8 protein-coding genes are annotated in these 13360 nt (G+C 44.3%); 4 read left to right on the forward strand and 4 right to left on the reverse strand.

Features of this window, described 5'->3' with window-relative positions:
* Positions 1-58: 58 nt before the first annotated feature.
* Positions 59-3244 (reverse strand): reprolysin-like metallopeptidase, encoded by a 3186-nt coding sequence (locus tag A3860_RS37625; protein WP_081155757.1) that lies wholly within the window; start codon positions 3242-3244, stop codon positions 59-61.
* A gap of 538 nt (positions 3245-3782) precedes the next feature.
* On the opposite strand from A3860_RS37625, the gene A3860_RS37630 reads away from it, so the two are divergent.
* Positions 3783-4571: a class I SAM-dependent methyltransferase gene (locus A3860_RS37630; protein WP_081155758.1), complete on the forward strand. Its 789-nt coding sequence runs from the start codon at positions 3783-3785 to the stop codon at positions 4569-4571.
* Positions 4572-4626: 55 nt separating this feature from the next.
* Here the strand turns inward: A3860_RS37630 and A3860_RS37635 are convergent, their stop codons facing one another.
* Entirely contained in the window at positions 4627-5853 is a 1227-nt protein-coding gene (locus tag A3860_RS37635; RefSeq protein ID WP_081155759.1) for an alkaline phosphatase family protein, read from the reverse strand.
* 290 nt (positions 5854-6143) lie between these two features.
* Between A3860_RS37635 and A3860_RS37640 the strand changes: the two genes are divergently transcribed.
* Complete coding sequence (locus A3860_RS37640) at positions 6144-8618, forward strand: YfhO family protein (protein ID WP_081155760.1); 2475 nt, start codon at positions 6144-6146, stop codon at positions 8616-8618.
* A 123-nt stretch (positions 8619-8741) separates the two neighbouring features.
* On the opposite strand, the gene A3860_RS37645 is transcribed toward A3860_RS37640, so the two are convergent.
* Positions 8742-10292 (reverse strand): right-handed parallel beta-helix repeat-containing protein, encoded by a 1551-nt coding sequence (locus tag A3860_RS37645; RefSeq protein ID WP_081155761.1) that lies wholly within the window; start codon positions 10290-10292, stop codon positions 8742-8744.
* Between the two features lie 140 nt (positions 10293-10432).
* Positions 10433-11593, reverse strand: coding sequence for an FAD-dependent oxidoreductase (locus A3860_RS37650; protein ID WP_081155762.1), 1161 nt, complete (start codon positions 11591-11593; stop codon positions 10433-10435).
* An 80-nt stretch (positions 11594-11673) separates the two neighbouring features.
* On the opposite strand from A3860_RS37650, the gene A3860_RS37655 reads away from it, so the two are divergent.
* Both A3860_RS37655 and A3860_RS37660 read left to right on the forward strand, forming a co-directional pair.
* The gene (locus A3860_RS37655; protein ID WP_081155763.1) at positions 11674-12636 is read left to right on the forward strand and encodes a helix-turn-helix transcriptional regulator; all 963 of its coding nucleotides are present in this window, start codon (positions 11674-11676) and stop codon (positions 12634-12636) included.
* A gap of 119 nt (positions 12637-12755) precedes the next feature.
* The gene (locus A3860_RS37660) at positions 12756-13328 is read left to right on the forward strand and encodes an RNA polymerase sigma-70 factor (protein WP_143774464.1); all 573 of its coding nucleotides are present in this window, start codon (positions 12756-12758) and stop codon (positions 13326-13328) included.
* Positions 13329-13360 lie beyond the last annotated feature (32 nt).

Consider the following 13360-nt stretch of genomic DNA (forward strand, 5'->3'; position numbering starts at 1 on the left):
GCGCCTCTTACTTTTGAGACGCCTTCTTTTTTCTTTTGATCCGGTTTCTATATTATCATTATTGCTTAATGATCTTCGTCATATTCACTTCCTTTCCATCATTCTTTATCTTCATCATATAAATACCTGCAGGCAATGCTGAAATATCAAGCTGCGAGTTGGTTGTACTTACCTGGCGCTGCATGATCATGCGGCCGTTTACATCAAACAAACGGACATCCGATTTTCCGGTGAAACCTGTAAGGTTGATGTTCACAATATTGCTTGTTGGGTTCGGGAATACAGCCACTTTCTGCACATCGCTGGTAACAAGATCATTTCCACGGCTGGCCGTACCTAATTGTACTTTTAATGTATAACAGGTGGTAGCGCTATTGGCCCCATTCCAACCATACACCTGTGCATAATAGGTACCGGCAGTATAGGTTCTGCTAATACTTTCACTGGTAGTGCCGCCTGCCTGTGAAATGGCAAGTTGTGTACCTGCGCTGTTCAGCACTTTCAGGTCATAATCGCCAGGCAGTGTGGTTAAGGTAACAGTGGCAGTGCCGCCGGTAGTGATCACGAATTTATAATTATCAATATCGCCACTTGGGCTAATAAGGCCGGTAACATTGGTATTGAACGGAATGGTGGCTGCACCGGAAATTGTTCCGTTGGTTGAATTATCCAATGTACTTGCACAGGTAGTGCTGGCAGTAGTGAACTGTGCAGTTGAATAGGTACTGCTGCCGCCTGAACAATTTGTTCTTACCCGCCAATCGTATAAGGTGGAAGCCGTTAATCCGCTTACACTAACAGAAGTGGCAGTGGTGGCGGTGGCGGCATTGGTCCAGGTAGAAGTAGAATTTAATTTATAATCTGCATCATATGATACAGCGCCGCTTACAGCCGTCCAGCTAACAGTAGCGCCGCTGCTTGTTACGGAACTGGTTAAACCGGAAGGCGCGGTACAGGTTACTGTTCCTGTGGTTGTGAACTGTGCCGCTGAATAAGCACTGCTGCCGCTGCTGCAATTGGTTCTTACCCTGTAATCATACGTAGTGCCCGTTGTAAGCCCTGTTAAGCCAACAGAAGTAGCGGTGGTTGCAGTTGCCGCATTGATCCAGGTACTGGATGAAGTGGCTTTATAATCCACATCATAGGAGGAAGCGCCGCTTACAGCCGTCCAGCCCACGGTAGCCGATGTAGTGGTTATAGCAGAAGCCGTTAACCCTGCAGGTGATGAACAACCTGAACCGGCGGTAATAGTGAAGTTGGTATTGGAAATATCAAAGAAAATATTTCCTACCGCTTCAATTTTTATTCTGGCGGTGGTAGTGGGCGTATTGGGAATGGTCACCGCTTCGCTGCCGTCATTAGCCGTGCTGGCCACCAGGGTGCTGAATGTAGTGCCACCATCGGTAGAGATGGAGATCTTTACGTTGGCGCAACTAACCGGTGATGCGGTTGTACTTGCTACATTCCAGGTAATGGTTTGTGACGAATTGCCGGCCCATGATACCGCCGTATTAGGCGATGTTACGGCAAAAGGCCCCGAAGCATTGGAGACGGTCACCGTCATATCAGCAAAATTGGTTTGTGCAATGGTCACCGGTGCCGTAGAGCTGTACGGTACATTATCCCTTACCGTTAACCGGAAGTGCAGGGTCCTTGCAACAGAACTCAACGCTTCAGTATTGGCTCCGGCATCGCCACCTGTAAGCGGGCCGCTCACTAAACCGCCAGCCAGGATAGTGGCCATTTTGGGGAAATATCTTATGGGTGAAGTAGAAGGCGAAAATGAGATCCAGTTGGGGCCGCTTGCTTTGGTAGCGCTGGCCACGCTGGCTGTCCCTGTTTGAGAAGAGGAGGCATTATCATTTTGCTCCCAGCAATACGTGAGCACATCACCGGTATTGGCATCAGTGGCAGAACCGGTCAATGCAAACGGGGTGCTGATAGGAATGGTATAATTGCTGCCGGCATTGGCAACCGGTGTGGCGTTATTGGCGCTTACACTGGTAGTTACGGGACAGGTCTTACTCGATAAATTAGACTGGATCTGCGCAATGGAAGCGGCATGGTAAATATCAATGGAATGCGGCGCAAGGTCCTGGCTGGTAATACCGGCATAGCCCATAATAGTAATACCTGAACCGGGTTCCACATTAACGCCTGTGCCTTCATTGCTCATGGAGAAAGTATGGTTGGCGCCCAACTGGTGCCCTACTTCATGTACCACATAATCGATATCGAAATTATCGCCCTGCGGAATACCATCGGCAGGTGATGTAAAGCCGCTTCCTTTTGAATTGTCGACACAAATGCAACCGATACAACCGGCATTACCGCCGCCGCCCGATGCACCGAACAGGTGCCCGATATCATAATTCGCGGCACCGATCACCGAGGTCAATGTGTTTTGCAGCTGGCTGTTCCAGGTTCCGCCGGCGCCTGTGCTGGCATCGTCATATGGATCTGTTGAAGCATTGTAATAGATCACATTGGTAGAGGCAGCCACCAGGTTAAGATGGATGGCCAGGTCCTTTTCATAAACCCCATTACAACGGGTGAGCGTGGCATTTATAGCCGCCAGCACCAATGACACCTGTGAAGAACTGGTGGCCCCAAAATAATTGGAGTATTCGGCGGTAACTGACTGGGCCAGCCGCAATGTTTTTACATCGCCGGTTGACCTTGCATTCGCGTTGGTGATCTGGCCTCCTATACTGGTGGCCATTTGCTGCTCGGGCGTAGTACACTTCCAGGGCAAAGCCTGCGCCCGTTTTTTAAACACCGTATAAACAGTGTGGTCGGCTGAATAGGGTTCAATAAACTCCGTTTCTTTTTCGGGACGGAATACCGTTGTTTGTAATCCCTGCGGAGAAAGGCTCAGCTTTACCGTAGCATACTTATCGGTAATGCCTTTTCCTGAAAAGGCCCTTATTTCAGGAAACTGGGCCTGCAACGCCGGTTCAAAATTGGAAGCTTCAATAATTTCGAACTGTTCAATTTGTCCGTTAGCATTTGGCAGGGAGATAACAGTGGAATGCTTTGACGCATTGCCAACAGTTTTGAATGCTTCATTCCTTAACGGCGTAAAATTCAGATCAAACAATTTGAAGTCGGTTGGAAAGGCAAGCCGGGCCACGGCTTTGTCGGTTTCAATTCTGGCGCCATCGGTGTGTGGCCGCCAGTAATCCTGGGCAAGCATCGCTGTAGTGCACAACAATGCTGTTGCGAAGAGTAAGACTTTTCTCATGTGACTGTAGTTTTAATGGAAAAAATGGTATCTGGATAAATTTAACTTAATTTTCAATACTAACAACTGTACCTACCCGTAATACCCACATACCATGAGCTATAAAAAATTTGACTTATAGCTTACTGAATTAGATGATTTAATAAGAAGACAGAGGAAGAAATAAATAAATATGAGCCCAAACATCGATATGATCAACAGGAAGGATTTCATGTTGTTTGGATGAATGCCGTTTCCATATTATCATAGATCCCGCAGGCTATCACCGAACCGGTTTCCCAACACAAAACCTATAAGTATTTCCTGTGATCCATGCTTCCAGCCTATTGTGGGATTTATAAGTGGAATGCTTTACGTAAATCGAAGATTACCATTATTTTAAACACCCGGCATCTTATTATGATTTTAATTATATGTTTTCAGCCTGCTGTTTGTTTATTATATTTGCGCCTATTTTACACTTATATTAAGAATAAAACGGTTATTCAAAGAATAGCCTGAAAAATAAACCGAATTCATATCCATAACAAAAGGGGTCATGTTTGAGTTTCACTTTGACAGGAAAAGATATTTCGACATCCAGGTACTGAATACAGAGCAGTATGTCATTCCTTTTATTGAAGAAAGCTTCACCATACAAAAAGGAATGCGCGTGCTCGAAATAGGCTGTGGTGAAGGGGGCGTTTTAAAAGCTTTTATCAACAAAGGTTGTACAGGAGTAGGCGTTGAATTATACGAAGAAAGAGTTGAGAACGGAAAACAATGGCTGCAGGAAGATCTGGCCAACGGAAACATCCGCTTTGTAACTAAAGATATATATAAATGCGATGTAGAAAACGACCTGGGTGGCGCCTTTGATATAATTGTATTGAAAGATGTTATCGAACATATACATGATCAGGCTAAGTTAATAGGCTGGATGAAAACCTTTCTGAAACAGGGAGGCACTATTTTCTTTGGTTTCCCGCCCTGGCAAATGCCATTTGGCGGGCACCAGCAAATGTGCGCGAATAAATGGATGGCTAAACTACCCTGGTATCACCTGTTGCCACGCTTTCTGTACAAAGCTTTACTACAACGCTTCTCCAGGGATGCGGTAGAAAATTTGCTGGAAGTAAAAGAAACAGGTATTTCCATTGAACGCTTTGAACGCATTGTAAAAAAGCAGGGCTACCGTATACCCCATAAAACATTTTACTTATTGAATCCCATTTATAAATGGAAATTTGGCTGGGAGGCTAAAAAGCAAATACCCCTGCTAAGCCACCTGCCTTTTGTAAGAAACTTCTATACAACCTGCGTTTATTACCTGATAGCAGCCAGATAATGATTATTGAAGCCTTCAGGTCGCTACACCTGAAGGCTTTTGTGCTAAGAAAAACTTATTTGACCAATACCCACCTGTTCAAAAAATTATTGGGCGTTTCGATCACTATTTTATAAAATGAAGATCTACGATCTTCTACATTAATAACTGCATGCTGCGCCTGCAGTGGTACTGTAGTCATTAGCGTATAATCATCCTGACCTCCTTCTTTAAAATTATTGGTAGTAGCTAACCATATCCTGGCATCTCCTTTACCGGTTGCCTTCCAGCTAACGTTCAACTTTCCATTTTCCAATGTTGCCTGGGGTGAGGAGGCTGATAGTGGTCCGGTTAAAGGTATACCATCAATTTCCATGAGCTGTGGTCGGGGTATACGTATATCAAGAAACCTTGCTATAGATGGCATAATATCTACTATACCCGGGTTCCCCGTTTTAAAATAATCATTCAATCCTTTTGCGTTGGTCACAATCCAGGTGCTTCTTTCCCTGTTCGACTGCCCGCCATGTCCTTTGCCGGTACTGGAGTCCCTGCCATGATCTGTAGTAATATATATCACCCAGTTTTCATTAAATTTTTTCCGGCGATATTGTATCGCATCCCATAAACGTCCCATTTGCTTATCCATGAGGTCAACTGCCCTGTAAAATTCCGGACTATCGCCATACTTATGCCCCATATCATCTGTATACTCGAGGTAAACCCACGACAGATCGGGCGCTTCCTTCTTTATATTTGCAACAGCCTTTTCTACAACAGCTTCATCTATGCGGTGCATAAAGTCGCTGTTCTTATCATGCGGGTAATTAATGGTATCCAATTCCAGTCCGTCAAAATGAAAATCCAGCTTTAAATTACCGGTTGCCGGCAGGTTTTCACCTACTAATTTTGTACGATTATCTTGCCAGCTCGAAAATACCGCTGCTTTCTTTTGGGGATATTGTTCTTTAAAGAAACGGAATATAGTGTAGTAATTATAATTGGGCGCTTTGATATCATTATCCCAAACATTGTGTTTATTCACCCATGTGCCGGTAAGCAAACAATTATAGCCTACTGCCGAAATGGTAGGCGTTTGCGAATAGCTGTCTCTTTCGCCACCCACATGAGCTTTTGTATAGCCACCCTGTTTGGCAATCGCATCTAAAAAAGGAGTAGGCTGCTTTTCTATAACATCGGCGGCAATTCCGTCTACTATTACGAATACTGCTTTTTGAGCCGGCTGAGCGTAGCCGCAAATGGTTATATTGACCATTAATAAAAATGCCAGGTGTTTTTTCATACTCAAATATTAATTATGGTTACTGAAGCAGCCATATAACGCCATTTATAAATTGACTGACTATTCAGTTTATTTTATCAAATATGAACAAAAAAACATAACCGGCAAAAATAAATTGAATGCACGTTCAATTTATTTATTATTTGCTAAGAATAAGGAAAAAGCCCCCATCCAACCCAGCAACGCTGTTAATAAAAAATAAAACAGAGCCCCAATATGCCTTTTGCGAAATTTTCTTTTTATTTGTCAAAGCTGAAATTCGAACGAATTGCCCCGGCATAAACTGATATATGAAAAAAGAATTGTTAAGCAGGCTTTTTCCTCATTTTGTTGCAGTAATTACCTTCCTGATTGTTGCTACCATTTATTGCAGACCTGTTTTAGATAACCAGGTATTAGCGCAACCCGACATTATCCATTGGAAGGGAATGGCGCAGGGATCGTTTGAGTTTAAAGAAAAATATGGCCGGTTTCCATTATGGACAAACAACTTATTCAGCGGAATGCCTGCTTATCACATTGCAATGGAATCTGATATTATTGTTTCGCCCGGTTGGTTTAACAGTATTTTTACGTTGTTCCTGCCCAAACCCATCAGTTTCTTTTTTTTAGCCAGTATCTGTTTTTATTTTCTAACCCAGATTTTACGGATCAATCCTTATATAGGGCTGGTAGGCGGCCTTGCCTACGCTTACACCACTTATAACCCAATAATAGTTTCAGTGGGGCACGATACAAAAATGATGTCCATAGCGTTGCTGCCTGCTTTTATAGCCTCGCTGATGCTCATTTATAATAAAAAATACCTTTGGGGAGCAGCGCTCACGGCAATAATGACGGCGCTGTTAGTGGGTTATAATCATGTTCAGGTTATTTATTATCTGCTTATCATCGCCACTATAATGACCATTGGCTATGCCGTAAAATGGATCAGGGAAAAGGACCTCAAACACCTGTTTTTGGCGGTGAGTATAGCTGTTTGTAGCGGCATATTGGGAACGTTAAGCAACGCGGTTACCCTGCTTACCACCTATGAGTCTTCCAAAACTACCATCAGAGGGGGATCAGAACTGGCAAACAAAAATGCAGCTACTGCCGGCGGGCTGTCAAAAGAATACGCATTTTCTTACAGCATGTATCCCGGTGAAGCATTTGTCATGTTGGTGCCCAAAATTTATGGTGGCAGTGGCGGGCCCGAGGTTGATGAAGCGCATTCAAAAGCTATAGAAGAACTACGTCAAATGCCACCGGCATTGGGTCAGCAACTGCAACAATACCTGAAATTTTATTGGGGTGGTATTGGCGATACTGCAGGCCCGCCTTACGTAGGCGCTATCATTTGCTTTTTGGCCCTGTTTGGTTTCTTATTACCAAAGAATGAGCATAAATGGTGGATACTGGCAGCGAGCGGTTTGACCATCCTTATGAGTTGGGGTGGTTATTTTGCAGGCTTTAATGGCTTTTTATATGATCATTTGCCACTGTACAATAAATTCAGAGCGCCAAGCATGATCATTATTGTGCCCACCTTTCTTTTTTGCCTTATGGCAGTATTGGCCCTGCAAACCATCTTATTTACAAACGACAAAACAGCGCTGTGGAACAACTATAAGAAAACCATCCTGTTCTCAGGCAGCATATTGTTGCTGCTGCTCCTGTTTTATTTTAATACAGATTACACTTCTGCAGATGATAAATATCTTTTAAGCAATGCAAAAGCGGCTCCTGATTCCGTCAAAAGCTATATCATGAACTTTTTAACTGCGTTAAAAACAGATAGAAAAGCTCTTTTTGGCGCAAGCCTGCTTCGTTCGTTTTTATTTATCTCGGCAGCTGCTGTTTTAACAGGCCTGTTTTTAAAAGATAAAATAAAAGCAGGAATAGCACTTGCCGGTATTGGCTGCCTGGCATTTATTGATGTAATGGCCATTGATTGGCAATATCTGAATAAGGATAATTACCAGGATGAAGCTGATTACCAGCAAACCTACTTTACACCCTCCCCGGCCGACCGAACCATTATGCAGGACAAGAGTTATTACCGGGTTTTTGATATTCGTGACGGCGTGCACAGCGCTTTTAATGCAAGTGCCCTGAGCGGATACTTTCATCATTCAATTGGCGGCTATCACCCCGCAAAATTGAGCATTTACCAGGACCTTATTGAGCACCAGTTATATAACTACCCCCATTGTGCGGCCGCCATCAATATGCTGAACACCAAATACATTATTGACAAAGACTCAACAGGAAGGGATACTGTTATTACCAATAAAGCGGCATTGGGTGCTGCCTGGTTTGTTAACTCGGTGCGTTTTGCCAATGACCCCGAAAGCGTTATGAATGCCTTAAGTTCATTAAATCCCAGGGAAACCGCCATTGTTTTTGAAAAGGATAAAAACTTAATTCATTATGATCCTTCCCAAAACAGTTCCGACAGCATTACATTAATAGAAAATAAAAATGACGAGATCGTATATGCATCAAATGCAACAGCACCCCGTTTTGCCATATTCAGCGAAATATTTTACGGGAAGGGCTGGAAAGCATATGTTGACAATACAGAAGTTGAGATCATAAGAACAAATTATGTTTTACGGGGCTTATGTGTACCAGCGGGGCAACACCGGATCCGGTTTGAGTTTCGCCCGGCTTCTTTTTATAATGGAAAGGCCATTGCGCAGGTTGCAGGCATTATAAGCCTGTTATTGGTTTTGACGGCCTGCTTAGTTACTTATGTACAGGCCCGTCAACGAACTTCATGACCAAATAAGCCGGCAGCAATAGCTAAAGTACATTTTAACAGGTATTAAATGTGGGCCATTAAAAGAAAAAGCCTTCCGCCAGTTGGGGAAGACTTTTTTCATTATGCACATTTTGATGGCTGACTATTGTTGCTCGTAAGCGCCCATATCAACGGCACCATTGACTACCCGTGGCTTACCATCGAGGTCTTTTTCAGTGGCATCAGTGATCCAGGCGGCATTGCCCGTTTTTAAAGCGGGGCTGCCTGTTTTCAGATGCAGGTCGGGCGTTGTAAGACTCGTGAAAAGCGGATCCTGGAAAACAGAATGCGCATCCATGCCTGTTTTGGTTTTATAGGTAGAAAAGGACGAATAACTTGTACTACGCCAGTTGATGTTGATGTTGGAAGCGTTTCCTGACTGCGTATACCAGTCATTGTAGTCAAAGCTATTGCCGGTTTGCGGCGAAATATTCTCCAGGGTGAAAAGGGTGTTCTGACTATTAGTATAAAACACATTATTCCCGATGGTGCAATTGGAGGCTTTGGTCATATATATTTCTCCGGAACCATCATTGTTGGTATTGTTCTTAAGAAAACTGTTATTTCTGATAATACAATTTGTTACCTGCCCCGAATTGCCCGAGTCATAGCCGCCAATGGCAATGCCCGCAACCTCGTTCAGGTAAATAACATTATTGGTGACAGTGATATTGCTAGCGGTACCATTTTCCTCATTACCTATTTCAATTCCATAACCATTTTGATAAGTTATGTTCTGGTCAATTTTAATATTCCCGCCGCCATCAACATAAATGCCGCCGCTTGTTGCATAACCAGCTTTGTTGTTGTAGCAGATATTTCCCCTGATCAACCCATTACGGCTCTGGTCTAATGTTGAATTGCTGCTTGTGCCGTAGTGGCCTATCGCGGCAATGCCAATGTTCGAATTATCGTGCACTTTGTTGTTGGTGATAGTGAACCCATCGATATTTCCATCTAAAGACAATGATTCGCTGTAACCGGTAATATTGCCGGTGAATTCACAACTATCAATGACCAGGTTCGTAATGGCATTTGCCTGAGCGGTCCCATAGCCAAATGCAATGAATGGTTGTGCATTCTGACTGCTATTCGGTGTGGTAGACGCACTGCTTGTCCATTTAATATTTTTGAACACCACATTGCGGAAAGTTATATTACTGGCCGCACCGCTTTTACTTGCTGAAAGCAGCACACCTGTGGCATTGTTCTTTGTCATATTTTGGATCGTGAGATTGCTGAAAACGAGATTGCTTTTATCGGCGATGGTAACAATGGTAGTACCTGAATTCTTTGACCCGTCAATGATCACCTGTTCGCCATTGTAATTCGTAAATGTAACCGGGCTGCCCGCAGTACCGCTAACCTTTACGGTCAGTTGCTCATAGTAAGTGCCGCCTTTGATCAGCACCAGTCCGCCCGCCACAGCCGTATTAAAGGATTTCTGGATCGTTTTCCAGGCGGTGGCAAGGGAGAGACCATCATTCGAGTCGTTGCCCGAAGTTCCATCAACATAATAAGTCTTCACCGCGGTGGCATTAACAGGATTATCCTTGTTGTCAGGATTTACGGAAGAATCTTTTTTACAGGAAAAGCAAAATAACAGCACAGATAGCACAAAAACGTTGCGCATTACCATAAGGTTTGATTGCATTAACATAAGGTTTGATTATTAAGCAGATCATACAGAAAAAATAATGCCGTTTTGCATCTAACGCATAAACCTTTACGGTAATACGAAGATCAGGGCCGGGTTTGCCTGGTTTAAAGAAAATATGCTAATATTTTTTTGCATCACTTACCACCAAATTGCTCCATAAAAAATTGCAGGTTGTCTGCTTCATGAAAGCCTGCTGTAAAATGTAAAGTCATTTCCGTGATCGCTCCTGCACGGGTACACATTTTTTCTTCATACGCTGCAATGGCCTGCCCTATCGTTTCAAATGTGTCGCCACACAACGCCTCATACAGGTCCAGCGCATCGGCCAGCGCCTGGTTAGCGCCCTCGCCCGCATACGCCGGCATGCGATGGGCTGCGTCGCCCATTATAGTGAGGTTGCTCAGCGGCTTCCAACGCTGATCGGTTGGAAAATGATACCAGGGACGGGGAACAATGGTAAGGGTGTCAGCCGCCAATAGTTCATTCCATTCCGGATGCCAGGAAGCAAACTCCTGTTTAAACCATGCCGCCAGTGAAGCCCGGTTGGTAATATCAATGCCCAAATTCGCCAGCCAGGATTCCGCAACTTTCAACCCAATTAAGAACGCAAGCGTGCCATCGCCTTTAGTAATGAAAAGAATGGTTCTGCCGTTTTCCAGCGCAAACAGGCTTCCGCCTTTTGCCAGCTGCCAGAATTTTGGCGCGTTGACTACTGCGTTCTGAATATTCCCTTCAATGGCCGTTACGCCTGAATAAACCGGTGGAATATCAGTAATATATTTTCTAAGCTTTGAGTTAGCGCCATCGGCAGCGATCACCAGGTCGGCATAGACGCTGGTACCGTTTTCAAATTGAATGTTCCAGCCCGTGCCATCCGGGGTCATTGCGCTGAACCTGGCATTCCAAACAATATTGTCTTCCTTAAGGGAGGCGATCAGCATATCACGCAAAGCGCCGCGGTCTATCTCGGGCCTAAAATGCTCGTCGCCAAAGTTCTTTTCGTTTTTGTCGTCATGTTCATCGAGTAAGACCTCCAGCTGACTGTTTACAACCACTACCCTATCTGCCCCCGGCCGGTACTGCTTTTTAAATTCATCCAACAATCCTGCGGCTGTAATGGCTTTCAAACCGGTATCAGTATGCATGTCGAGGGTAGAACCCTGCTGACGCACATACCGGTCTTTATCGCGTTCATACACTTTTACGTTTACTCCCTGCTGCTGTAAAAGCCTGCCAAGCGTTAAACCGCCCGGGCCGCCACCGATGATGGCCACTTGTTTATTTGCTAACAACATATGTTTTTGTGTTTTGTGCCACAAAATTCTATTTAGCTTTGCGATTAAAATAGCCGCATTCCTTAATAAAATAGTCATAAATGAAAATATCCGTCAATGGTTCGGGCATTATGGCCGACTTTGCCCGGGCCATCGGCGCCACCGTACGTGGGCGTTTTGTGCACATTCCGGAAAGCAGGGGCGCGGGTTACATCACCGGTTTCAGGTGGGGAAGCGATCTGCGAATGATGATCCGGAATTACTATCTGAAAGAAGATATTTCTATAGAATGGACGAATGAGTCGATTGAAGAAAATGAAACGGTTGTCTTTATGCTGAGTGGTATTTTTCCTTCATTGATACAGCCCGGAAAGCAATTATTGCCCGAACAGGCGAATGTATTTATTTGTCAGCAGGCGGTTTCTACTGTCATCAGCATGCCTTCCAATACGATCTTCGGAAGTGTAGTCATTGCGGTTTCCAGGCATTATCTGTACCAGCTTTTTGGGCAAATAGAACATCCGGTAGTGATAAGCGTTTTAAAGGCCGCGGATAACTTTGTGTTGGAAGCCGGCCTGTCGCCCCAAATAATCAATGCCGCCAGCGAACTGCTGAATGAGCCTGTTCCGGAAATAATGGAAAGCTATTTCTACAAACTGAAATGTGAAGAGCTGCTGTGCTATATTGTCGCCATCCTGATGCAACGGGAGGCAGTACCGCCGAGCGCTATGCATATCGATGATATCAAAGCCATTTATGCCATTAAATCACAGCTGCAATCGCATATGGATGAACCGCCCAATATCGCTGCGCTGGCGAGGAACGCCGGCATGAGTGAACCCAAACTGCGGAAACTCTTCAGGCAAACTTTTGGGAAAGGGGTCTTTGAATATTACCAGCGCACCCGAATGCAGAAAGCCGCCCAGTTACTACGCGAAAAACGGCTCACCGTTTCCGAAGCCGGGTATCAGTTGGGATTTACCAATTTGAGCCATTTCTCCCGGGTTTTTTCAGAACATATGGGCATGAAACCAAAGAAGTATTCAGCCTTATACGCAAATTAATACACCAGGTTACCACCCATTATGCCGGGCATAACCTATTGATTTTGATTTGCTATAAATTGCTTCAGCGTTGTGCTTTTTAATTTTATATTGCGAAGAACATAATACATAGATATAGCGTGAAACTTGCCACCCAGGAGATATTGATGTTGCAGGAAAAAATGGCTTATTTACAGGATGAAGACGCTTACAGGAAATTATTCTATCATTTTTATCCTGTTTTATTAAGTTTTTGCACTACTATTCTCAATAATAATGAGGATGCAGAAGAGGTTGTGTCGGAAGTGATGCTCAAGATCTGGACCATGGGCTCAGCCCTGAAACAGGTCGACAACCTAACCGTTTATTTGTTCACCGCCGCCCGCAACAAAGCATATGATGTGCTGAGAAAGAAAAAACGCGCCCTCCATACCGTCTCCATCTCTTCTACTATCCAGGAAGCAATAATTGACAAAAACTCCCCTGAAACGGTATATACCCGCGACGAGCTGGAACAATTTATCGGCAAAACGATCCACGCATTGCCTACCCAATCCCAATTGGTATTCAGGTTGATCAAGGAACAGGGCCTGCCTTATAAACAGGTGACCGAAGTGTTGGGTATCTCACTCAATACAGCGGAAACTCATATGCGCAATGCGCTGAAAAAGATCCGCACGGCCCTGAATGTGTACCTGACCGAAAAAAAATAATTTTCTGCCATTCACGGCAGCCTCCTTTTTAT

It is taken from the genome of Niastella vici, from assembly GCF_002077945.1.
In the GTDB taxonomy this organism is placed as follows: Bacteria; Bacteroidota; Bacteroidia; order Chitinophagales; family Chitinophagaceae; genus Niastella; species Niastella vici.